Origin of the sequence: Proteus sp. TSJ240517 (genome assembly GCF_047921575.1) — a bacterium.
In the GTDB taxonomy this organism is placed as follows: Bacteria; Pseudomonadota; Gammaproteobacteria; order Enterobacterales; family Enterobacteriaceae; genus Proteus.
Window position 1 is genome coordinate 372278 of the sequence record NZ_JBLRMH010000001.1, and the last position, 25681, is coordinate 397958.

A 25681-nucleotide genomic window follows, 5' to 3' on the forward strand; every position below is an offset into this window, starting at 1 on the left:
AGCCAACAATACGCTGTATCTTGAAGTCTTTATATAAAATCAATCTCTAACAAGAAGTACTAAAAATAAAGTTAAAATAGATACTTAAAGCGAATACGGGCACCATAACGATCTTTATCACTGCTATTTACATTAATGTCGTCTTTACCATCTATACGTGAATAATAAGCACCTAAATAGGTTTTAAAATTATCCATATCTAAAATATTAGGCAGTTCATAAGAAGCAAATACAGTGTTGATATTGTACTTACTAGGATTGAGCGTTAAATAGGTGTCATTTTGACCACTGCTATTCCCGTTTTTGTGATAGTAAGTTTTAATATCATTATGAGCATAAATATAACCAAGTTGAAATTTACGCCACAACACATTACTACCAATAGAAAAATCATTTTCATCTTTAGCGTCGAGATAAGCAGCACTTAAATTTGCAACAATACCGTTAATAGGATCATCAGCTAAAGTGTCCCATTTTACAGTTAAGCCATAACCTGTACGTCGCGATTGATCTTGGAATTTTCCATTTTCATCATCATAGCCATAGGCTTTGTTTATCACATTTGCATCTATTGCTCCTGCAATAGTTAAATTATCTTTCTGCCATGCAACAACAGGACGCATATAAATAACATTTTTGCGATTATCAAGTTTACGTCCATGATATTCATTGTCTTTAAAAACAGAAGTTCCATCTTCAACTAAAGCATTTAGCTCAAAATACCAGTCGTTATAGTGTGTATTAACCATCATACTACCACCGTCACTACTACGACCTCGCCCTTCTTTCATCATATAGATATAGCCAAAACCATCACCATATAAATCATTTGCTGTATTACCTGAATACTCAACAAATGTATCTTGGTTTAGAGGGAACATGTCGTAAGCTTCATAACGACCAATTTTATATTGCCATTTATCGCGTTGACCAAAGTAGAAAACAGCATCATCTAGATTCATTTTACCTGTCATGTCAGCCATAGGCTGAGCACGAAAACCAGCATAATTGCCGTTTTTTAATTCTCGTTCACCATCCACACCAATTAAAATGCGCCCGTTAAGTGACCATTTTTCATTATCATCAAAGTCTTTTTGATTACCGGGCATCATTCTCATCGAGGTTAGTTGCCCTTTTTTACTCGCCGCATCGATATTATATTCAACGTCACCATACAATTTGAGATCACCCCAATTTGTATTGGTAGAGAAAAAGCCCGTACCTTCTTTATTTTTCGTACTAGCAAGCTGAGCCGATTGTTTTTGTTGGATTTCATTAAGCTGAGTTTGTGCAATGTTTACTTTTGCTTGAGCCTCATCAGATTGCTTTTCTAATATAGCAACGCGTTGCTCCATGCCGACGGTTGTAACATGATCCGTTTTAGATAGGCTGTTGGAATTAATTAATTGCTCAAGGCGAGCCGCTTTTTGTTCTGCGGCAGCGGCTCTAGCTTCAGCAGCAGTTGCACGTTGTTCAAGTGCATTTAATCTTGCTTCAATAGCACTTATATCAGTTTGTGCATTTGCACATAATGGTGTAGCGAGTATTAAACTTATCACAACAGATAATGCTTTTACTTTCATTCGAATATTCCTAAATTAGCAAATGTTGGTTTAACAGGTACGGCAAATACATAACAATCAATTTAGTTGATTGATTGTTCTATCTGGTGAGCGTATTGTTATTTTTATTCGATAATATTTTTATAAATATCAATCAGTTATTCGCATCATTATTTCTATTCTTAACAATAAATAAACCGATACCTCATCACTTTGCCATTATTTATGCTGACTAGCGTCCTACATCATAAGTAAGGCTACGTTTGAACTAAGGTACTTATTCTCGTTTAAGTACTTACAAACGCTTATTATTTTGATTCAGTATTTAATTTATTATTTCAAGCATATCTCTGGTTTAAGTTTTCAAATTTTATAATGGGTTCACTAGCTAAATAAAATAATAGTTAATATGGAACATTTCCACAATCATTTGTGATTTTTTTGAGGTTAGTACAATAACCTAAGAAAAACGATGTAATCCTCATCAAAAAATGATGATTTACAAATAAATGAAGTTAAGGATTAACTTAGATAGCGATAGAAGATAAAGAGAGTTTTATCAGGAATTAGGCGGCTTTGATATTTAGAAACCATTTATAATGATAACAAGTGGGTAGGAATAGCTTGATTGAAGGGAAAATAACAGAGGTCATATCATTATAACCTCCGTCCATCATTATCATATTCTGCCAGGTTTACGTAACGCTCTACGAAAATAAGAAACTGGCATTTTAGGGCAAATTTGTTCTTTTACTGCTGGATTATTTTCCAAATCATCTTTGTCTATTTCATTATTTCTTCTTGAATTTTGTAGCTGAGTATCTGTTTTATTCATCTTCCCTTTCCTCTGAGATCAATGCCTCATTGATAGCTTCAATTTTCTCAACTGCTTCATTAAGAATAGAAGCAATACGTCCTGCTCTTTCCACAGAGAGCTCTTTTAATACTAATTTATGGCGTAAAACTGCTTTTAATTTACCAACAGCAGATTCAATTTCCTCAGAAACACCACCTGCGTTTTGAGATAAATCTCTCGCATAAGCCAGTTTCTTTTGAATATTGGCATCTATATCCTGATGTTCTGCTAAAAATGCAGTGCCTTCAGGTGTAATGCTGTAGTTTTTACGGCCTTTTTCAGCAATCGTCGCAACTAATAGATCTTGCTCTTCAAGTAGTGTTAGCGTTGGATAAATAACACCTGGACTAGGTACATATAATCCTGAAGATGCCTCATCTATTTCTCTAATAATTTCATAACCATGGCTTGGTTTTTTCGAGATCATGCTAAGTAGCAGAACGCGTAAATCACCATGATCAAACATACGTTTTAACTGGCGACCTTGGCCTTTACCTCTGCCACCGCATCCACGACCACGTTGTTTTCCATGCCCTTCAGAACCATGCTCACCATGACAACACTCACCACGACCTTCATGTCCATGACCGTGTTCACCATGACGGCATTCGCCACGACCTTCGTGTCCATGACCGTGTTCACCATGACAGCATTCGCCACGACCTTCGTGTCCATGACCGTGTTCACCGTGACAGCATTCGCCACGACCTTCGTGTCCATGACTGTGTTCACCATGACAGCAATGCTCACCATGATTTTCTTGGTGCTGGCTATGTTTGCCTTTACCACCACAACGCCCTTTTCCGTGACCATGTCCGCCATTTTCAGCACGTTGTTGATAAAGTGAGTTTAATGCTCGAATCATCATAAATATTCCCTCATTGTTTTAGATATATCGAATTCATGGGTGTAATATAATCCGATATATCTAAATGATCAAGTTTTAGATATATCTAAATACACATCTAAATTCTCTTTCTTATTAACAATATGATTTATCTATGATTATATCTTTCAAACGTAGCCTTAATTATGAATGATTATCATTCTCTAGCTTGCTTTTACGTGCTATCAATAAAAATAAAAGAAGATAATTAACAATAATGAATAAAAAGCAGACACCTTTAGCTTTAGATGCACACAAAAAAGAACATATTTACAATACAAAGAGTGACACTGTCACCTTTAATTCATTTAAAAAAAGCGAAGATAATGAGTAACAACCCACTACTTCGCTTTTTAACAAAATTTATTTTAATTGTAGGAAATATAAAAAAGAGATATTGCTACTGGTCTAATGCGGATAAAACTACTTTCTTAATATATTGATATCCAGCTTCAATTTGTTGATCATCACAAATTTCAGTACTTTTTATAGTAAGCTGCAACAAATTTAAGTATTTGATAGTTTCCCACTCATTGTTATCAAAACCGCACTCAGAACAAAACTGCGCTGGTGCATCATCGCTATTACGAGCACAAAACGTTAATAAACTTAAATCTTGTTTATGATGACTTTTTATAACCAAGTTTTCATAGATTGTTTTATTCAGATCATTTTGCGTTTCTAAGTCCTTATTTCCTTTCTTTACAATCGCAAAATTTAGTTTATTAAAGTCAGATACAGATAAAATACGAATATAATAGTGATCACCTTCTTTTTCGAAAGCTGCGGCTTGATTAAAAAACTGCTCAAGTTTGACACGCGTTTCCCATTGAATTTGTGCATATTTTCCATATCCAGATGAAGTAAAAGGATAGAGTTGATGCACACTCCACATCGACGCCACTGCCGGTGCGGATTGAATACCATCAATTTCAGGAACGTTATCTGCTTGATCTGGACATAATCTAGGGGGACTTGTTAAAAAACGACTAAGACGCGCATCTTTAATACATACTACACCAGTTGGATATGGTGAAAATCCAGCTTGAAATGGTTCAAAAGAGACTGAATCAGCGAAAGAAAGTTGTGTGATGCTTTCATATATTTCAGATGTCAATTGCAGTAGTGGTGCTTCTTTCTTTAATTTCTTACATAAAATCTGATAAGGAATAAGATCATAATTGTCATCAAGAAATAAGCTTTTCATATAACCAAATTGCGATGCATCAATATGGATATAAAATGAATTGTTGTATTTTTCCTCACACTCTTTTCTTAGTTCAAAAAGTGGTTTTAACTTATCAACACAACCATAAGACGGTGTGCCTAATATTCCTATAACGCCAAGAATAGGCTCGCCTTGTTCAATCAGGCGAAAAACAATACTGCGTGTTTTTTCAATATCGGTTTTAAATGTTTCATCAATAGGCAATGCAATAAGATTGTCATATCCCAACCCAAGGATATCCATTGCTTTTTTCCAAAATTCAAAACGGGAAACAGGAACAAGCAGTTTTCCTAAATGCATTGTTTTTGTCATGCCTGTTCCTCGGCATGTTAAATGACTAACATCATCAAAAATCCCACGCTCATTGAGTTGTTCGCTTATTGCTAAAATATCGGTGACAGACATATTGAATAACTCAAAGGCTTTTTTATCTGCAACCAAATCCCGTGATTTTGGATGACGAGCAATTGCCATTGGTAATGTTTTTAAATTTCTAAGTGCCCATAATATTTCATAGCAAGCAAGAGTGTGGCTTGTTGTGATATGACCAAATGCATCTTCTGATGAGAAACCGATTAATTTACAGAGATCATCTGTAATTTTCTTTTCTTGTTCTTTTAGTAAGGGGGAATGATTATTAAAAACATTATCTGAGTTGCATGCTAATGCAGAAAGATAACCAAATTTCGCCAATTGCATCACTTGTGAATGATGATGGGAAAAATAAGGTTCAATATCAGATTGATTATAATTATTTTGTTGTTTTAAAGTTTCTAAAATACGTTCATAAGCATTATCTACTGCTTTTTTTTCAATAGTGTTACTTTTTATTTTAGCGTCTAAACTCTCGCTATTATTTCTTTTCATTTTATTTGCTTTAGGAAAAGAATACTCACTATTCATTAGTATTTTTGCCATCTCTCGATGATAACATGTAAGAATATCAATGGTTCGGGTATGGTATACACGCTCTGTAGCACTCAGACAGGTTTGTTTGTAATTTGCCATCATCGCACCTATATATAAATTTTTATTATCTGTTTTAATGAAATTTGTGTTTATTAATCGTCAATAATTAATCTTTATTCAAATGATATACTACATGATGAGTAAGAATCTTCTTTATTTTATTGATATCAGTTAACATTTTTCTAGTTTGATTTAAGCAAAAGATACTTTAATGATAAATGATTTAGCTTTATTTGTTAGTTTACTAAATTCACTATTAATTTTGATTTAAGTTATATTTCTGTAAATGTGATATTATTTTTGATAAGGTCAATATTTAAATCTACCTTAATCAGAATTAATGAATATTTCTATTGCTTAATATCTATTAAAAAGAATAGATATTAAATTACTTATCTAAAATAAGAATTTATTTATTTAAATGTTATTCATTTTTTCTTCAATACATAAAAAAACACATGAAATATTTAACATGTGTTTTTCGGAATATTCGCTTTTTAGAAAGTAACAGAAGTGCTTACTCTTATATCAAATACGTTTTAAGCACTCTTATTTTTACTCTTTTCCGTTATAAGATAAGATTTCAAGCATTACCTTACCAATTAAATCACCAGACTCCATTAACTCATGTGCTTTACCCACTTCTTTTAATGGAAAAATAGCATTAATGATTGGTTTAATTTTTCCTTCAGCAATAAGTGGCCACACTTGCTGTTTTAATTCTTGCGCTATTTGTGCTTTCTCTTCTATTGAGCGAGATCGCATCGTTGAACCAGTATGAATTAAACGCTTAATCATCATTGGCATCATATTTAAATTTTTAGGCATTCCTTTCATCATGCCCACTTGTATAACGCGCCCAAACTTGCTGGCAACTTGATAATTTTTTTCTACGTAATCCCCACCAATAATATCGAGAATAACATCAACGCCTTTCCCTTCAGTTAAAATAGGAATTTCTTTAGCAAAATCGGCCTGTTTGTAATTGATGACATAATCAGCGCCGAGCGCGCGGGCTGTGGCAGCTTTTTCTTCAGAGCCAACTGTTGTATAAACTGTCGCACCTATTGTGTGAGCAAGCATGATGGCAGTTGATCCTATTCCCGATGTTCCACCATGAATAAGAACAGATTCACCTTGTTTTAGTTTTCCTAACTGAAATAAATTAGCCCAGACAGTAAAGAAATTCTCAGGCAATGCTGCTGCTTCAATGTCCGTTAAATTCATTGACGGTAATGCGATATCTTCATGCGCAATACAATATTGAGCGTAACCACCACCAGCAACTAAAGCACAGACTCTATCGCCCAACTGCCATTTAGTGCAACTTTCCCCTAATGCAACAACCTCTCCAGCAACTTCAAGACCTGGAATAGGTGAAGCATCTGCTGGTGGCGGATAACTGCCTTGACGTTGAAAAATATCAGGGCGATTCACACCAGAAGCTGCAACTTTGATCAAAAGATAATGTGGAGGAAGTGGCGGTATCGGTGATAGTTGGGGTTGTAATTTATCTATACCACCAGGCTCTATAATGGCAATTTCTAACATATCCGCAGGTAAAACAGTTGTTTTCATCATATGCTCCCATTTTATTTTGCCACTCTCAAAACTTAATAATAAATAAAATTAACATGTTATCTCTCACTTTAATAAGGATGTGAGCTTATTAAGCAATAAATAACTTAAGTCTATTTGAGAGAGATTATAACCAACCTTGCTTCTGATGTTGTATGCAAATCGGGCACAATTTTGCATCTGGAGTCCAAGATAAGAAGGCTAAACGACATTTTTCACAGTGGGCATTATAATAATGGTAATGTGTTGTTTCGTTATTTTTAGCAACTTGTTCATTAACATGGATAGATTTAGGAAAACAAACCACTTCACAATTCATGCAACCCGTACAACGCTTTTCATCAAGCATGAATATATTGTTTTCAAGTTTAATCGCACCTTCATCACACACTTTGGCGCAGGCAGAGCAAAGAATACAGCTGTCTTTGTCTAACTGAATTTGGAACCAACTATCTTCAGGATAAAGTTGTTTTCTTGCATTTAATCCTGTTCTTACTTGATTTTTATTGAGCGATTTTTCATCTAATTTTTGACGAAAAAGCATAAAACGACGTCCGCTATCAATATCAGTAGGCTCTGTGATAATTAATTGCCAAATAGGCTCTTGTAATGTTTTTAGTTGAAGATTTAAGTTTGCTAAAACAGGAAGCCATTTATCCACTAAAGGCTGTGCTATCTTCATTCCTCTAATTTGATATTGGCGATGCCACACTAATAATTCTTCTGTACTTGCTAACGGTTCATCATGATTAACAACAAGGTAATTATCTTGGTGTGTTCTTTCGTGAGGCGCGATATTTTCTATCGCGTCAACGGGACAGGTAAATAGACAATTACCACATTGAAAACAGAGTTCATTGTCTATTTTTACATCTAAGTGAGCAAAAGTGATAGCGCCCACAGGGCAAACTTTGGAACAACTATCACATAGGCTTTGTTTGAGGCGTTTTCTAACACATTTATCATTAATAATCGGTTCAGGAGGAAGATCTACCTTAATAAAACGCCTCATACATCACTACTCCACTACTTAACAATAAAAAATGCAAAACGATTAAGAATTTCTGCAATCAGTATTATTGCGCTACTTGCTAACACCATACGCAATCCTGAAGTAAATACAGCATTACGATATTTCCATACACTGTATCCCATCATTAAAATATCAAGAACTGACATAAGCTATGCAGATATTCTTAATCCGAATGTTTCATTATACGCAATGATAGGCGTGTGAGGGAACGTTATTGCATCATTTGTTGAAATGACTGCTTCAAGGTAGCATTAAGTTGCATCAAAAATACATCTAGTTAACTTTACCTAATCTTTTGTTATAAAAATAAAGAGTTATGCATAAAAAATACGAATTTAAGGTAGAGTCGTAAATAAAATGTCAATATAAAGGTAAAAAATATTGAAGCGCCTCTTCATTTTTGGCTTTTGACAAGGATAATTTAGTAATAGCACTATGACTTCGTTAGAAAATCGAATAATATACCAATTGAGTATAGGGTTAGCGCAAATTGTTCTAAATAGACCTTTAAGCAAAACATTGTTTTTATCAAGATACATGTTTTGTTACATTCAGAATTATTTCCACACGTACCGTTATTCCCCTTACTAATTACTGCAATATGTGTTAAAATTGACGCATATCAATATTTTTATTTGTAATGAGCAAGCTTATGATCCCAGAAAAACGCGTCGTTCGCCGAATCCAATCTGGCGGTTGTGCAATCCATTGTCAGGATTGCAGTATTAGCCAGCTCTGCATCCCGTTTACTTTAAACGAGCATGAGCTTGATCAACTCGATAATATTATCGAGCGTAAAAAGCCCATCCAGAAAGGTCAAACCTTGTTTAAAGCAGGTGATGAGCTGAAATCACTTTATGCCATACGTTCCGGTACAATTAAAAGTTATACCATCACGGAAGAAGGCGACGAGCAAATAACAGGATTTCATCTTGCTGGTGATTTGGTTGGCTTTGACGCCATTATTAATACTGAACATCCAAGTTTCGCACAAGCTTTAGAAACATCTATGGTCTGTGAAATTCCATTCGAAACTTTGGATGACCTGTCAGGCAAAATGCCTAACTTACGTCAACAAATGATGCGCCTAATGAGTGGTGAAATCAAAGGTGACCAAGAAATGATCTTACTGCTATCGAAAAAGAATGCAGAAGAACGTCTGGCTGCTTTTATTTATAACCTCTCACGCCGTTTCGCACAGCGTGGTTTTTCTCCTCGCGAATTCCGTTTAACCATGACTCGTGGTGATATCGGTAATTACTTAGGTTTAACTGTCGAAACAATTAGTCGCTTACTGGGTCGCTTCCAGAAAAGTGGCATGTTAAGCGTTAAAGGCAAATACATTACTATCGAAGATAGTACACTGTTAAGTGAACTTGCAGGCAAACTTCCTTCATCAGTTGAAGTTTAATCTGTTACATTTCACACGCTAATTTTATAACGGGGCACACAAATTTGTGCCCCGTTTTCTATTTTGTACTATTGCATTTTATCTTCTTGGGTTATCTTTAAATTGTAGATGGATAAATCCAGCCCTAAAGAGGATATTACAATGGAAAAATATCAAAACCTTCTCGTTGTCATTGATCCTAACCAAGATGACCAACCAGCACTTCGCCGTGCTGTCTATATCGTTCAGCGTAATGGTGGGCGGATAAAAGCTTTTCTACCTGTTTATGATCTCTCTTATGACATGACAACCCTTTTATCTCCCGATGAACGTAATGCAATGCGTAAAGGTGTTATCAGCCAAAAGGCAGCTTGGATCAAACAGCAAGCACGCTATTACCTTGAAGCGGGCATAGAGATTGATATAAAAGTCATTTGGCATAATCGCCCCTATGAAGCCATTATTGAAGAAGTTGTTGCACATCAACATGACTTACTCATAAAAATGGCTCACCAACATGATAAATTAGGTTCACTCATTTTTACGCCTCTGGATTGGCAATTGCTTAGAAAATGTCCTTGCCCTGTTTGGATGGTCAAAGATAAAGAGTGGCCTGAATACGGTACTATCGTTGTCGCCGCAAATTTATCGAATGAAGAATCTTATCATGATGCCCTTAATCTGAAACTGATTGAGCTAACAACCGACTTATCTCATCGCATACAAAAAGATCCTGATGTTCATTTACTTAGCGCCTATCCCGTTGCGCCGATTAATATTGCGATTGAGCTACCTGATTTTGATCCTAATCTTTATAACAATGCACTACGCGGTCAACACCTTATTGCGATGAAGGAACTTCGCCAGAAATTCAGCATTCCCGAAGAGAAAACACATGTTAAAGAAGGATTGCCAGAACAAGTGATCCCTCAAGTTTGTGAAGAGTTAAATGCTGGCATTGTTGTTTTGGGTATTTTAGGAAGGACGGGGCTTTCAGCCGCATTTTTAGGAAATACTGCGGAGCAACTGATTGATCATATCAAATGTGATTTATTGGCTATCAAACCTGATGGTTTTACCTGCCCTATTACTGTTGATAATGATCACGATTAAACGCTCTGTATACTAAATAAAAAAGCCAGTCAAAATTTTGACTGGCTTTTTTCTATTCGCTATCTGTATCTATTACAGTGCTTTTAAAATTGCATCCACACTGGCTTTAGCATCGCCAAACAACATCTGTGTATTCTCTTTAAAGAATAGTGGATTCTGAACCCCTGCATAACCTGTATTCATTGAGCGTTTAAACACAATAACATTTTGCGCTTTCCACACTTCTAATACTGGCATACCTGCAATTGGGCTATTTGGATCATCTTGTGCCGCTGGGTTTACTGTATCGTTAGCGCCAATAACCAAGACTGTATCAGTGTCAGAGAAATCATCATTGATTTCATCCATTTCTAATACAACGTCATAAGGCACTTTAGCCTCTGCTAACAATACATTCATGTGACCCGGTAAACGCCCTGCTACTGGGTGAATACCAAAACGCACTTTCACACCACGCTGGCGTAATTTTTCAGTAATATCATGAACAGGGTATTGTGCTTGAGCAACCGCTAATCCATAACCTGGAGTGATAATGACTGAGGTTGAATTTTTCAGCATATCAGCCACTTCTTCCGCGGTTGTTTCGCGGTACTCACCCATTTCACCTTCTTCTGTTGAGGCTGAGCCATCAGTACCAAATCCGCCCGCTATTACGCTAATAAAAGAGCGATTCATCGCCTTACACATAATATAAGAAAGGATAGCACCTGAAGAACCCACTAATGCACCCGTTACAATTAACAAGTCATTGCTTAACATAAAGCCTGCTGCTGCTGCTGCCCATCCTGAGTAAGAGTTCAGCATCGAAACAACAACTGGCATATCCGCACCACCAATTGACGCAACTAAATGCCAACCAAATGCCAAGGCAATCACAGTCATTATGATGATTAAGAAAACTTGTAAACCAACACTGTCAGTTTTAACAAACCAAACCATCAATAAAAAAGAAACCACTAAAGCTGCAAGATTTAATTTATGACGATTAGGTAACATCATCGGTTTAGATGACATTTTCCCACTTAATTTACCATAAGCGACAATCGAACCCGTAAATGTAACAGCACCAATGAAGATCCCTAAAAAGACTTCTGTTAGGTGGATATTCACCATAACAGGATCCATTGCTGTATTGTGGTCAAGATAACTGTTAAAGCCCACTAAAACTGCCGCTAAACCTACAAAGCTGTGCAAGATTGCGACCAATTCTGGCATTTGAGTCATTTCGACTTTTTTAGCTAAACGAATACCAATAACGGCACCGATTACCATTGCAATAATGATCCAACTCACATTGCCAGCATAAGGCCCGAAAATGGTTGCGAACAATGCAATTGCCATCCCTGCAATACCAAAGTAGTTACCTTGTTTAGAGGTTTCATGCTTTGATAAGCCGGCAAGGCTGAAAATAAATAATATTGCGGCGACAATATATGCCGCTGTAACAACTCCGCTGGACATAATTGTCTCCCTTATCCTTTACGGAACATTTTCAACATACGTTGAGTAACAGTAAATCCACCAAAAATATTAATACTCGCAATCAATATTGCGATAAACGAAAATAGGCTAACCCAGCCACCACTACCAATTTGGAGTAAAGCACCAACGACAATAATGCCTGAAATTGCATTTGTTACTGACATTAATGGCGTGTGCAATGAATGACTTACATTCCAAACAACGTAATAACCTACAACACAAGAAAGTGCGAATACCGTAAAGTGAGATAAAAACTCTTTCGGTGCAACATTTGCAAGCCATGCAAACAATAAAAAGGCTATCGCTAATAAACTGTATTTCTTCCAAGGTGAAACCGGTTTAGCAACGGGTTTTTCTTGTGGTTTTGCAGCAGGAGTAACTTTAGGTTGTGCTGAAACTTGAATTGGTGGCGCAGGCCATGTTACTTCACCCGCACGAATTACAGTCACACCACGGATGACAACATCATCAAAATCAATATTGATATTACCGTCTTTTTCTTTACACAATAATTTCAATAGATTAACTAAGTTAGTACCATAAAGTTGAGATGACTGTGCTGGTAAACGAGCAGCTAAATCAGTGTAACCAATGATTTTTACACCATGTTCTGTCGTAAAGACTTCATTAGGCACGGTATATTCGCAGTTGCCACCATTTTGAGCCGCAAGGTCGACTACAACACTTCCTGGCTTCATTGAATCGACCATCTCTTTCGTAATTAAACGAGGAGCGGGTTTTCCTGGAATTAATGCCGTTGTAATGATGATATCAACATCTTTTGCTTGTTCTGAAAATAATGCCATTTCAGCATCAATAAATGCTTTTGACATTACCTTAGCATAGCCATCACCACTGCCCGCTTCTTCTTTAAAATCAAGCTCAAGGAATTCAGCACCCATGCTTTGAACTTGCTCTTTAACTTCAGGGCGAGTATCAAATGCGCGAACAATTGCACCAAGACTTCCTGCGGCACCAATCGCAGCAAGACCTGCAACTCCAGCACCAATAACCATCACTTTAGCTGGTGGTACTTTACCTGCGGCGGTAATTTGTCCAGTAAAGAATCTTCCGAATTCATGGGCAGCTTCTACAACAGCACGGTAGCCTGCAATATTTGCCATTGAACTTAACGCATCAAGAGATTGTGCACGAGAAATACGTGGCACACTATCCATTGCCATCACGTTAATATTCTTTTCAGCTAACTTTTCGAGTAATGCCGCATTTTGAGCTGGCCAAATAAAACTTACCAGTGTCGCGCCATCTTGTAGCAACGTAATTTCATTATCCAGAGGTGCATTTACCTTCAAAATAATGTCTGATTCCCAAACATTTTGAAGAGCGAGGATCTCGGCACCGGCGTCCTGATAAGCTTTATCTTCAAAGCTTGAGGCAATACCTGCGCCATTTTCAACTGCGACTGTAAATCCTAATTTTATGAGTTGAGTCACTGTAGCTGGTGTAGCTGCAACCCTTGTTTCATTAGAAAGTCGCTCTTTGGGTATACCAATTCGCATAATTTTCCCTTCTTATCCATAGAGTTCTGTTAAAACTTCTCCGTTAACTTCACATTCATGCAAAAAAAATGTTAAAAATAATAATATGCATGCCATTAATCGGAGTTCTAATAACCTACTGAAAATAAAACCAATAATCTATATCTGTGTAAAGCTAAAATTGAACTTAATTAGATCATTTTAGTCGAAAAGGCATATTTATGAATTATTCACTATATTCAGGTAAATATCTGGTAACATATACTGGTCATTTGACTCTGTGGTGATTCGCTAAATAAAATAATGCGACAAATGCTATTATTACATGTAATAATTAATCCCTATGTGATAAACCACGACGTTCAGCACATGACCAATATTAATTGCGCAAGGCGGAAGGATTTTGTATGAAGCTGAAAACCTCAGTCATCGCAGCAGCGATGTTGTCTTTAACTAATATCACTGTTGCGCAGGCTGCTCAGGAATTAACACCCGAACAAGCTGCAGAACTAAAACCATTTGAAAGAATTACAGTTATCGGTCGTTTTAACGCTATTTATGAAGCCGCTGATGCGGTATCTCGTCGTGCGGATAAAGTCGGTGCTGATAGTTTCTATATTCAAGGCCTAGATGATATTAGTGATAGCGGCAACATGAGTGTTACTGCTGATCTATACCATAAAGATGCACCCAAAGCAGATCAAGAAAGCTATCGCGTCTTTCATGGCGTGAAAGAACTACCAAAACCTGAAGCAATTCTGCTACAACCATTTGATACAGTTTCTATCCGCGGTTACTACCCTACAACCCCTGATATTAACGACGCAATTGCAAAAGCAGCTGCTAAAAAAGGTGCTGCATCATTCTTTATTGTACGTAACGTATCAACAAATGATGGTGGTAACCAAGAAGTAACAGCTTATATCTACAAAAAAGATGCGCCTAAACGTGCAATTCAAGCACCAGAGGCTGTCGTTCCTTATGACTCAGATGCAGGTCGCGCACTTATTGCAGAAGGCGGAGCCGCTGCCAATAAAGTTGAGAAACCAGGTCTTGCATCAAACACTGATTTTGATAGAAGTGTAGGAACATTTGCTGATACACAAACTTCGGGTGCTAGTGGTCGTTACACTGTCACATTACCTGATGGTACTGAAATCCAAGAAGTCAACAAAGCAGCTGCTGCATTAATGGATCCATTTGATACCATTACATTTAGCGGATACTTTGTAAACTCACCAGAGATTTCTTATCAAGTTGCTAAACGTGCAGCTGCAAAAGGTGCCAAGTATTACCATATTACAAATGAATGGCAAAGTGATGGTGGTACAGTCACTATTACCGCTGACCTATTCAAGTAATAAAGCGTCCTAATTAAAAAAACCTTGCTGATGCGAGGTTTTTTTTACTCAAAATATCATCAAAACCAACCTCATTTTGTAAAAGTGCATAATTTTTATGATTTAATGCATAGACAACCAAGTCAACTCTCCGTAAAATCTCGCTGTTTTTTAGTGTTTTTATCTTTATTTAAATTTGAGATATTCATATTTATTCTATTTACTGACCAAAAAACAAGAAAATACGCTATTTATTTACAATTTTAATCACGTAGGTAATTATCCTTGAATAAGAAACTTGGCTTAATATCACTCACCGCGTTAGTATTAAGCTCAATGGTTGGTGCAGGTGTATTCAGTTTGCCTCAAAATATGGCCGAAGTTGCCAGCCCTGCCGCATTGATTATTGGCTGGGTGATAACTGGCATTGGCATCCTCTTTCTTGCTACATCTTTATTACTCCTCTCGCGCCTTCGACCTGATCTTGATGGTGGCATTTTTACCTATGCGAAAGAAGGATTTGGTGAATTTATTGGTTTTTGTTCAGCATGGGGTTATTGGGTCTGCGCTGTTGTTGCTAACGTTTCTTATCTTGTTATTGTTTTTGCTGCCTTTAGTTTTTTTACAGATACACCAGAGAACGTTATTTTTGGTGATGGGAATACATGGCAAGCATTAATTGGAGAGTCAATCTTACTTTGGGTTGTCCATTTTCTTGTATTACGTGGTGTTCAAACTGCAGCCAGCATTAATTTAATGGCGACAATGGCAAAACTCCTTCCTTTAGGGTTATTTGTTATTGTCGCCCTATTAGCTTTCAATATGGATATATTTACCCTTGATTTTAAAGGTGTAAATCTGGGTGTCCCTGTTTGGGATCAAGTCAAAAATACCATGTTGATTACACTGTGGGTATTTATTGGTATTGAAGGCGCGGTCGTAGTTTCCGCAAGAGCTAAAAATCGTCGTGATGTTGGTTTAGCAACAGTACTCGCCGTTGTCATCGCATTAGTTATCTATATTCTTGTCACTTTATTATCGCAAGGTTTAGTTAGCCAAGCAGAATTAGCAGCGATGAAAAACCCGTCAATGGCGCCGTTACTTGTTCAGCTTATTGGTAACATAGGCGAGATAATTATTGCAGCGGGTCTTATTCTCTCTGTATGTGGTGCATATTTAAGTTGGACAATTATGGCGGCAGAAGTGCCTTATATTGCCGCACTACATCACTCTTTCCCTAAACAATTAGGGAAGCAGAATAAAAATGATGCGCCTTCATCTTCATTATGGTTTACCAATTGTGCAGTCCAATTCTCTTTAGTTTTAATTTGGTTGACGGGAAGTAACTACAATACATTACTGACCATTGCATCAGAGATGATCCTTGTTCCTTACTTTCTCGTCGGTGCATTTTTATTTAAAGTGGCAATTGCACGCAGTAGCCGTGCCTTATTATTAATAGCCATACCTGCAAGTCTTTACGGTTTATGGCTACTTTATGCATCAGGTGTTATTAATTTATTACTCTCTGTCGTTCTGTATGCACCAGGTATCCTAATGTTTTTATATACACGCAAGCAGTATAAAGATAAAAAACCATTGCATATAAGTGAGCGAATTCTGTTAGCACTAGTCTTATTTGGCGCTATTCCGGCATTAGGCTACTTAACTATTTACTAAAGACAATCTGAGAGGTACTCGAAAAACAGTGCCTCTCTTACCTTTCCCTTCCTTCTCTCCAAAAATCAATTTCACTTAAGTCAAAAAAATTCCCCTGCTAAGCTGTTTTTTTTAATATCGATGGTTAGGTAGTTATAAATTAAGAAATACATTGTATGTTGTAACTAATAAATAGCTAGCTATTTATTAGCTAGGCAATAAAAACCCACAAGAAGCATGAGTTCCCGTGGGTTTAAAAATGTCACTATTAAATTAGTTAAAACTAACTTGTTCCATCGCCTGCAATATACGTTTATCTGATATTGGATACGGTGTACCTATCTGTTGAGCGAACAGGCTTACTCTCAGTTCCTCTATCATCCAACGAATATTTTGCACTTCCTCTTGCTGCTTTTGTTTCTCTGTTAGCTTACCTAACCACTGTTGCCACTGTTGAATAACATTTTCAACTCTGCTCATTTGAGCGCGATCGCGATTAGGATCAATGGCCAGTTTTTCCATTCGTTTTTCAATTGCACTCAAATAACGAGGAATATCCGCAAGACGTTTCCATCCATGAGAGGTAACAAAACCAGGAAAAACTAACTGACTAAGTTGAGCTTTAATATCAGACAATGCAAAAGCAACGCTAATATCCACCCGCCCTTTTAAACGTTTATTGATGGCAAAAACTTGAGTCAAAATAGATTCAACTTGTTTTGCTATTTCGACTACAGCATCGTTTAGTTCAGCTCTGACATATTCTTGCAGTTTTTGATACTCGCCTTCTTGCCAAACTAAACCACCATAAGACGCCATTAGTTTATCAACACCACAAGCAATACAATCATCAATCAACTCTAACACTTTACCATAAGGGTTAAAGTAAAGACCAAGTTTTGCTTTATTTGGTAATTTCTCATGTAGGTATTTTATCGGTGACGGAATATTTAATAATAATAGTCGTCTTACTCCTTCCCACATTGAAGCTTGCTGTTCAGATTCTGTTTCAAAAAGCTTAATACCCACACTGTTTTTTTCATCAACGAGTGCTGGATAAGCTTTCACTGAATAGCCACCCCGTTTTTGCTCATAACGCTGAGGCAAATCACCAAAACTCCAAATATGTAAATCTTGTTGTTCGATACCATCATCCGCTACTGCTGATAATGTTTCTTGCACTTTTTCCTTTAAGTTCTCTTTTAATTTATTGAGATCTTTACTTTCTGCCAGCGTTTTATTTTTATCGCCAACAACACGGAATGTCATTTTTAAGTGATCAGCAACTTGATCAAGTTGCCAACTCTCTCTATCAACGGTCACTCCTGTCATTCGGCGTAATTCGTTTTCGAGTTTATCGAGTAAGCCGCCTTCAACTTGAGGAACACGTTCTAAAAAAGCAGAAGCATAATTAGGTGCTGGTACAAAATTACGACGGATAGGCTTTGGTAATGACTTAATTAAGGCCACTATCAATTCATGACGAATACCTGGAATTTGCCAATCAAAACCTTCGTCTTTTACCTGATTTAAAATCGGTAATGGAATATGAACAGTGACACCATCAGCCGCTGTACCCGGTTCAAATTGATAAGTTAAGCGTAATTTTAAATTATCTTGATGCCAATAATTTGGATAATCTAGTGCGCTAACACGTTTGGCATCATCCTTGATAAGCATACTTTTTTCAAAGTTAAGCAGATCAGGTGATGCTTTTTGTGCTTCTTTCCACCATTTATCAAAATGACGTGATGAAACAACGTCTTGTGGTATTCGCTGATCGTAGAAAGTAAACATTGTTTCATCATCGACAAGAATGTCACGACGACGAGATTTATGCTCTAACTCTTCCACTTCAGTCCGTAATTTTAAATTTTCACGGAAGAATGCATGACGAGTTTGCCAATCACCTTCTACTAACGCATGGCGGATAAATAGCTCACGACATAATAACGGATCAATTTGGCTATAATTAATAGGTCGAGAGGCAACAATAGGTAAACCATATAACGTAACTTTTTCATTAGCCATTACAGCGCCTTGCGCTTTTGACCAATGTGGTTCGCTATAGTGATGTTTCACTAGATGTTCGGCGATAGGTTCAATCCATTCAGGTTCAACGCGCGCTGCGATTCGTCCCCATAAACGAGACGTCTCGACTAACTCTGCCACCATTGTCCATTTTGGTGGTTTTTTAAATAAACCAGAGCCAGGATAAATAGAAAAACGAGCATTTCTCGCACCTGTAAATTCTTGTTTATCGGCATCTTTTTGACCAATATGTGACAACAAGCCACTGAGTAGAGCAACGTGAATACTTCTAAAATCAGCGGGTTCGCTATTAACAGGAAAACCTAATTCTTTAACAACTTGTCGCAATTGCGTATAAACATCTTGCCATTCTCGAACACGCATAAAGTTTAAAAATTCTTGGCGACATAGCTTTCTAAATTGGGAATGGCTCAACTCTTTTTGTTGAGTTTTTAAATAATCCCACATATTTAAAAAAGACAAGAAATCAGAATCTTTATCTTGGAAGCGTCGATGCTTTTCATCAGAAGCTTGTTGTTTATCCATCGGTCTTTCACGAGGATCTTGAATTGAAAGTGCGGATGTAATAACCATCAACTCTTTTACTGCACCATATTTACGTGCTTCAAGTACCATTCTCGCCAAACGAGGATCAATAGGAAGTTGTGCAAGTTGTTTCCCCATTGGGGTTAAACGATAAGCACCATTGTGGTCGGTTTCGTCTTGTAACGCGCCTAGTTCTTCTAATAAACGGACACCATCCTGAATATTGCGTTTATCAGGTGGCTGTATAAATGGGAAAGCACTAATATCACCTAACCCTATCGACGTCATTTGCAAAATAACAGATGCAAGGTTAGTTCTTAATATTTCTGGATCAGTAAATTCAGAACGAGAAATAAAATCATCTTCTGAATAAAGACGAATACAAATACCATCAGAAACACGACCACAACGCCCTTTTCTCTGATTTGCTGAAGCTTGAGAAATAGGCTCTATTGGAAGTCGTTGTACTTTAGTGCGATAACTATAACGACTAACACGCGCAAAACCGGTATCAATAACGTACTTAATACCTGGCACAGTTAATGAAGTTTCGGCAACGTTAGTGGCTAAAATAATGCGCCTGCCATTATGAGGATGAAAAATTCGGTTTTGTTCACTGTTAGATAAACGGGCAAATAAAGGTAATACTTCAGTATGGCGAAGTTGTAATTTATTCAGCGCATCAGCAGTGTCACGAATTTCTCGCTCACCGCTCATAAAAATAAGAATATCACCCGCACTTTCTCTGCTTAATTCATCAATAGCATCAACAATGCCATCGGTCATATCCTTATCACTGTCAAGTTCGTCACCACCAATAGGACGATATCTCACTTCAACAGGATAAGTTCGACCAGATACTTCAATAATCGGTGCTTGATTGAAATGCTTGGAAAAACGTTCAGGATCGATGGTTGCAGAAGTAATAATGATTTTTAAATCAGGGCGCTTAGGTAATAACTGCTTTAAATAGCCAAGAATAAAGTCGATATTTAAACTACGTTCATGGGCTTCATCAATAATGATAGTGTCATATTGTAGTAACAGCTTATCTTGCTGTAATTCCGCCAATAAAATACCATCTGTCATTAGCTTAACGAGGGTATTATCGCCAACATGATCACTAAAGCGAACCTTATAACCTACAGATCCGCCTAACGTACTTTTTAATTCATGAGCGATACGTTCAGCTACTGAACGTGCAGCTAAACGACGAGGCTGAGTATGTCCAATAAACCCCTTGATCCCTCGTCCTAATTCAAGACAAATTTTAGGGATCTGTGTTGTTTTACCAGAGCCAGTTTCCCCTGCAATAATAACGACTTGGTTATCTTTTATTGCATTATAAATAGCATCTTTCTTTTGACTAACAGGCAGGTTTTCTGGGTAAGTAATTTCAGGACAATTAGCACGACGGCGAATTATCATCTGTTGTGCCGTATTAATATCTTCTTTAATTGCACTTAATACCGCTTGTTTAGACTCTTCATTATTAATTTTAGCGACGCCACGTAGACGTTTTCTTAATCGCTGCTGCTCCCGCAACGATAATTGCTCTATTTCTTGATAGAGCGTGGCAGATGATAATGTCACCTTTTATTATCCTTTTTGAGGTTATTCTAATCAAAACTATTGAGTTCATAATATCACAACAGACTATCTGCACATAAAGGCTTGATTAAATTTCTTAGTATATGATTTCATATAATCAATAATTTTGAATAGCATATTCAAAGGATTGTGATGTGATATTTTAAAGATTGGGTAAACTACTCTTAACTAATAAATTTAAATAAATAGAACATTTTATAGACCACGAGAAAATAATGAAAAAGATCCTTGTACTGAAATCCAGCATTTTAGATAGCTATTCACACAGTAATAAAATGACCGATTACTTAATTGAAAATTGGCAAAAAAACCATAAAGACGACCTGATTACTGTACGTGATCTCGCTAAAGATCCTATACCAGCTCTAGATCAAGCCACCTTATTTGCCTTTGGCAAAGATGTTTCCATACTCTCTGATGAGCAAAAATCAGCTAGAGCTTTATCAGATGAACTAATTAATGAATTAAAAGCACACGATATGATTGTGATTGCTGCACCAATGTATAACTTCTCAATTTCAGCGCAATTAAAACATTATATCGATTTTATTGCTCGCGCAGGCGAAACATTTACTTATACAGAAGCGGGTGCTGTTGGTTTACTCGAAAACAAACAAGCTGTTGTATTAACCAGTCGTGGTGGTGTTCATAAAGATAAACCTTCTGATTTGATTGTTCCATTCCTTACACAGTTTTTAGCTTTTATCGGTATCAATGACGTACAATTTATTATGGCTGAGGGTACTGCATTTGGTGAAGAATATGCACAGCAATCTCATCTGCAAGCACAAAAAGAAATTGATACTGTAATTAGTACAAAAAATATCACCGCAAAATAATTAATTTTATCTTTTTATAAAAGCACCTAACTAGGTGCTTTTTTTATATCTAAATATTAAAGATATATCAATATCACTTAATTTTTTATAAAAAAGACCTTATTGAGTTATAACTAAAAAACCTTAAAAGAAGATAATTCTGAAATAACCTGATTTATTAAAAATATAATTTAAGAATTAGTTTTAAAAAAAGAATTTATTCTATTATTCACGCTAAAAATAGATATATAGGATTGAATTAAATTTGATTTTAAAAAGATAAATTAATAATATTTTTTTGCTTCTAGAGATAAGAAGATTATTAAATAATTTTATTAATTCAATAAATGGAATTTTAAATGAAAAAGAATTTACTCTCAATGCTCATTTTATCTACAAGTTTTTTATCGACCCAATCAAATGCAGTTGAATATGTAGAAAATGGTATAGGTTCAGTTGAAATTAGTGGCTTAGTAACACCAAATCTTCGCTGTGAGTTACAAAATATAGCACCAATTAAATTACATGACGTTCAAGCAAATAATTTTGCAGATACCCATTTGGCAAACGTGGACGCACTACCAATTAACATTAATTTTACAAATTGTTCTGATGGCCTTCAGAATATAAAATTAAGAGTTAAAAATAATGGAGAAAGTATATTAAAAAATACAGCAAAAGATGGTAGTAATGTATCTGTTGCTATTTTAAATGCAGATGGAAATGAAATAGACTTATCAATAGCAGAAAATCCAGCATTTAAAGTAAATATTGATGGTGATGATAATACGGCAAGTTATGAATTTCTAGCCAATTATAAAAAACCAGACAATGCAAGCGCAACACCTGGCCAAGTAACGGCTAGCTTAAGTTTTGATGTTATTTATTCTGATATTGAAGACCTAAATTAAAATTTAAAAAGTAAACAAAGCTGGTTATCCAGCTTTGTTTTAACATTCCTTATTTATAAATAATAATATAATATTACTATATAACAATAGAAAATGATTAAAAAAATAATAACCACCACACTATCTCTATTTATAATCATCCCTACTTATGGTTACGCATCAATAGAAATAAATAAGGATAAATTTATTTTTATTGAAAGTAAAGGTCAGGAGATTATTGAAATAAAAAATAACACAAATAATGATTATTTTATACAAAGCTGGATTTCTCATTATGATGAAAATAATGATACAGAATTACCTTTTATTATCACTCCCCCACTTTTTAAAATAGAAAAAAATGAAAGCTATTCTTTAAAAATTTTTAAAACAGATGAAATAGAAAAAAAAGATCGAGAAACACTATATAAAATAAACATTAAGAGAATACCATTGCTATCTAATTCAGATGAAAATAGAAATTTATTACATATATCAATGAATTCTGTCTATAATTTAATATATAGACCAATATCAATAGAAAAAGGTGCAAAAGATGCTTATAAAAGAATTGAGTTTTTAAAAAATAAAAATAATGAGTTTATTATAAACAATCCCACACCCTACTTTATTACTTTGCTTAATGTTAGTTACAATGGTGTACTACTGATGAATAAAAGCAAAACCATACCTCCATTAAAAAAACACAATACAAAAAATATAATTAAAGAAGATGGATTAATTAAATGGAAAACAATTAATCAATATGGCGTGGAAATAAATGCAACAGATAAGGCCATAATAAATGAAGATTAAATATAAAAAAATGGAGTTCACTTTCTTTATTTTTATAATTATTTGCACCAAAGATGCTATCGCTCAGAATAATTTCCTCTCTCTTTATTCTAATTCATTTTCTAATATTAATGATGAAACGATTAAACTACTTCTTGAAGATAAAAAACCTGAAGGGTTTTATCATTCGATTATTCATATTAATAATAGAAAGAAAATGGCAAAGCTCCTTTATTTTAAAAATGTAGATAACAAGTTAACTCCTTGTCTTTCTATCAATGATTTAACCTCTCTTGGTATTGATACTGGTTTTTATAAAATAGCAAAAGAAAATCAGGAAATAACTCCTTTAAGCGATTATTCGATAGATTTTAAATACCAATTTTCCAATCAAAAATTAAATTTAATCATTCCGCAAAAAGCATTAATAAAAAAAACAGACTATGTCATCAATGAACAAGATTGGGATGACGGAATTACCGCATTATTCACTCAATATTCCTATTGGATTAAATATCACCAAAAAAAATCGACTGAGCAAAAACTTAATTTACACTCAGGTATTAACATGGGAGCTTGGCGTGTACGTAGTCAAAGTGGATTTAATTGGAATAAAGATCGTTATCAATCTAAGCTTTCATCAATTTACACCTATCGACAAATTAATTCTTTTTCTTCTCTTTTTTATGGAGGTAAATTTTCACCTACGACACGAATATTATCAAATGATAAAATTATTGGCTTTCAATTAATATCCAATAATTTAATTTCGAACAAAACTCTTTATGCTAATAGCCCGATTATTGAAGGTATTGCTGATACACAAGCTCAAATTATCATAAAGCAGGGTGATAAGATCATCTATGAAACAACGGTTCCTCCTGGCCCCTTTCTTTTAAATTCATTACCTTCAATAGGAAGTGAAAAACTCACTTTGGAGATCAAAGAAGCAGATGGAAGAGTAAAAATTTCGACACACTATTTTGCATCATTACCGAATCAATTAAATAAAGGAAGTTATCAATATAATATCATCTCAGGCACATTATCTGATCATCCAAATAACAAAAAATCTCTTTTTCTTTTAGGCGAATTTTCATATGGTCTAAGCCAAAAAATCACTTCTTACAGTGCAATAAAAAAACATGATAAAAGACAAACCTATTTATCTGGACTATCTCTAGATTTAGGTATTTTAGGTGGTTTAGCGACAAATATAAGTTATGAAAAAAATAACAATAATAAAATTAAATATCAATTTCGTTATCAGAAAAGTATTCCCATGACACAAACTCACTTTACTTCGGGAATGTCTTTCTATCATTATTTAGGTAATTCATTATCAAAAAACAATATTAAAAAAAACCATTCACTATCTTTATCTCAAAATATTAATGAGTTAGGCTACTTCTCTTTGCATTATCACGGTAAAACATACCATGATTCATCGAAAGAATTTGAAATTGGAGCATCCTTTTCATCCTCATTTAATAGGGTAAATTATCATTTAAAGTATGATTTCAAAAAAGAGAAATATTTTTCGGATCATTATTTTTCATTTAATTTTCATATTCCTATAGGTAATATTGAACATCATCATTGGATGAACAATCAAACATGCTATCAAGTCAATAATAAACGTTATACAAATAGTACAAATCTAGGAGGAGCATTGCTTAATAATAATTTAGGATATTCAATAAACTATCAACATACACATCATCCTAAAAGAAAATATAATCAATTTTCTGCTAATACACGCTATCAAAATAATTATCAATCTTATAGTTTCTCTGGAAATAAATCAGAGAATAATTACAATCTTAATTTTTCAATTAATGGTGCATTAGTACTTCATTCCGAAGGTATTACTCTGACACCCCGTTTAGGAAAAACCTTTGCATTAGTGAGTACACAGGGTATTACTGGTATTAAAACATCATTTTCATCTAATTTAGAAACAGATATCTTTGGTAACCTAATTTTAAATAACATCACGCCTTATCGAATAAATAAAATCAAACTAAATGCGACTACACTCCCCCAATCCGTTGAAACCGAATATTACAGCAAGAGTATTATTCCTACATTAGGTGCAATATCTAAAATTACTTTTCCAATGAAAACAGGTTATCGTATTATTTTCAAATCAATAACCCCACTTCCTTTTGCTTCAACAGTTACCGTACTAGATAAAGAGGATAATATTATTTCCCAAGGATTGGTGACAGAAAATAATGTTATTTTTCTTTCTGGTATTCCTGATCATGGATTAATAAAAGTAAAATGGGGAGAAGATAAACAGTGTCAATTTAATTATAATTTGAGTTCCGATGAAAAGAAAAAAAACCTGATAAAAAAAGAAGTTAATTGTCTTTAATTCAAAACAAAAGTA

At 35.2% G+C, this 25681-nt stretch carries 18 protein-coding genes; 8 read left to right on the top strand and 10 right to left on the bottom strand.

Going from position 1 to position 25681, the window contains the following annotated elements; genetic code table 11:
• Nucleotides 1–71: 71 nt before the first annotated feature.
• The 7 genes from ACNARN_RS01755 to ACNARN_RS01785 form a co-directional block, all read right to left on the bottom strand.
• Nucleotides 72–1583, bottom strand: coding sequence for a carbohydrate porin (locus tag ACNARN_RS01755; RefSeq protein ID WP_416304063.1), 1512 nt, complete (start codon nucleotides 1581–1583; stop codon nucleotides 72–74).
• A gap of 658 nt (nucleotides 1584–2241) precedes the next feature.
• Nucleotides 2242–2397: a hypothetical protein gene (locus ACNARN_RS01760; protein WP_164996164.1), complete on the bottom strand. Its 156-nt coding sequence runs from the start codon at nucleotides 2395–2397 to the stop codon at nucleotides 2242–2244.
• Nucleotides 2390–3286 carry a PadR family transcriptional regulator gene (locus tag ACNARN_RS01765; protein ID WP_368926672.1) on the bottom strand — a complete coding sequence of 299 codons (897 nt, stop codon included), beginning with the start codon at nucleotides 3284–3286 and terminating at the stop codon, nucleotides 2390–2392. Before ACNARN_RS01765 ends, ACNARN_RS01760 begins: the two co-directional genes overlap by 8 nt.
• A 418-nt stretch (nucleotides 3287–3704) precedes the next feature.
• Complete coding sequence (locus ACNARN_RS01770) at nucleotides 3705–5540, bottom strand: tyrosine decarboxylase (RefSeq protein ID WP_368926670.1); 1836 nt, start codon at nucleotides 5538–5540, stop codon at nucleotides 3705–3707.
• A 516-nt stretch (nucleotides 5541–6056) separates the two neighbouring features.
• Nucleotides 6057–7082, bottom strand: a complete 1026-nt coding sequence (locus tag ACNARN_RS01775; protein ID WP_198620021.1) for an NAD(P)H-quinone oxidoreductase — start codon at nucleotides 7080–7082, stop codon at nucleotides 6057–6059.
• Nucleotides 7083–7206: 124 nt separating this feature from the next.
• On the bottom strand, nucleotides 7207–8091 hold the full coding sequence (locus ACNARN_RS01780) for a 4Fe-4S binding protein (protein WP_416304064.1): 885 nt from the start codon (nucleotides 8089–8091) through the stop codon (nucleotides 7207–7209).
• Between the two features lie 14 nt (nucleotides 8092–8105).
• On the bottom strand, nucleotides 8106–8258 hold the full coding sequence (locus ACNARN_RS01785) for a hypothetical protein (protein WP_198625658.1): 153 nt from the start codon (nucleotides 8256–8258) through the stop codon (nucleotides 8106–8108).
• A 506-nt stretch (nucleotides 8259–8764) separates the two neighbouring features.
• Between ACNARN_RS01785 and ACNARN_RS01790 the strand changes: the two genes are divergently transcribed.
• Both ACNARN_RS01790 and uspE read left to right on the top strand, forming a co-directional pair.
• Nucleotides 8765–9523 carry an FNR family transcription factor gene (locus ACNARN_RS01790; RefSeq protein WP_036912995.1) on the top strand — a complete coding sequence of 253 codons (759 nt, stop codon included), beginning with the start codon at nucleotides 8765–8767 and terminating at the stop codon, nucleotides 9521–9523.
• Between the two features lie 141 nt (nucleotides 9524–9664).
• The gene (uspE, locus tag ACNARN_RS01795; RefSeq protein WP_416304065.1) at nucleotides 9665–10615 is read left to right on the top strand and encodes a universal stress protein UspE; all 951 of its coding nucleotides are present in this window, start codon (nucleotides 9665–9667) and stop codon (nucleotides 10613–10615) included.
• Nucleotides 10616–10687: 72 nt separating this feature from the next.
• Here uspE and pntB read toward each other — a convergent pair whose 3' ends face one another.
• Entirely contained in the window at nucleotides 10688–12076 is a 1389-nt protein-coding gene (gene pntB / locus ACNARN_RS01800; protein WP_198620018.1) for a Re/Si-specific NAD(P)(+) transhydrogenase subunit beta, read from the bottom strand.
• Between the two features lie 11 nt (nucleotides 12077–12087).
• The gene (gene pntA, locus ACNARN_RS01805) at nucleotides 12088–13617 is read right to left on the bottom strand and encodes a Re/Si-specific NAD(P)(+) transhydrogenase subunit alpha (protein ID WP_416304066.1); all 1530 of its coding nucleotides are present in this window, start codon (nucleotides 13615–13617) and stop codon (nucleotides 12088–12090) included.
• Between the two features lie 386 nt (nucleotides 13618–14003).
• Here pntA and ydgH point away from each other — a divergent pair, with 386 nt between their 5' ends.
• Nucleotides 14004–14957, top strand: coding sequence for a DUF1471 family protein YdgH (gene ydgH / locus ACNARN_RS01810; RefSeq protein WP_100158325.1), 954 nt, complete (start codon nucleotides 14004–14006; stop codon nucleotides 14955–14957).
• A gap of 264 nt (nucleotides 14958–15221) precedes the next feature.
• The gene (locus ACNARN_RS01815; RefSeq protein WP_109372269.1) at nucleotides 15222–16616 is read left to right on the top strand and encodes a basic amino acid/polyamine antiporter; all 1395 of its coding nucleotides are present in this window, start codon (nucleotides 15222–15224) and stop codon (nucleotides 16614–16616) included.
• A gap of 252 nt (nucleotides 16617–16868) precedes the next feature.
• Here the strand turns inward: ACNARN_RS01815 and hrpA are convergent, their stop codons facing one another.
• Entirely contained in the window at nucleotides 16869–20765 is a 3897-nt protein-coding gene (gene hrpA, locus ACNARN_RS01820) for an ATP-dependent RNA helicase HrpA (protein WP_198625661.1), read from the bottom strand.
• Nucleotides 20766–20998: 233 nt separating this feature from the next.
• On the opposite strand from hrpA, the gene ACNARN_RS01825 reads away from it, so the two are divergent.
• The 4 genes from ACNARN_RS01825 to ACNARN_RS01840 all read left to right on the top strand — a co-directional run bounded on the left by ACNARN_RS01825 (nucleotide 20999) and on the right by ACNARN_RS01840 (nucleotide 25666).
• A complete protein-coding gene (locus ACNARN_RS01825) occupies nucleotides 20999–21622 on the top strand; it encodes an FMN-dependent NADH-azoreductase (protein ID WP_198620014.1) in 624 nt (207 codons plus the stop codon).
• Nucleotides 21623–21960: 338 nt separating this feature from the next.
• Nucleotides 21961–22512: a fimbrial protein gene (locus ACNARN_RS01830; protein ID WP_198625662.1), complete on the top strand. Its 552-nt coding sequence runs from the start codon at nucleotides 21961–21963 to the stop codon at nucleotides 22510–22512.
• 93 nt (nucleotides 22513–22605) lie between these two features.
• Nucleotides 22606–23307 carry a molecular chaperone gene (locus ACNARN_RS01835; protein ID WP_416304067.1) on the top strand — a complete coding sequence of 234 codons (702 nt, stop codon included), beginning with the start codon at nucleotides 22606–22608 and terminating at the stop codon, nucleotides 23305–23307.
• Entirely contained in the window at nucleotides 23297–25666 is a 2370-nt protein-coding gene (locus tag ACNARN_RS01840; protein WP_416304068.1) for a fimbria/pilus outer membrane usher protein, read from the top strand. The genes ACNARN_RS01835 and ACNARN_RS01840 overlap by 11 nt, the downstream gene beginning before the upstream one ends.
• The last annotated feature ends 15 nt before the right edge of the window (nucleotides 25667–25681 follow it).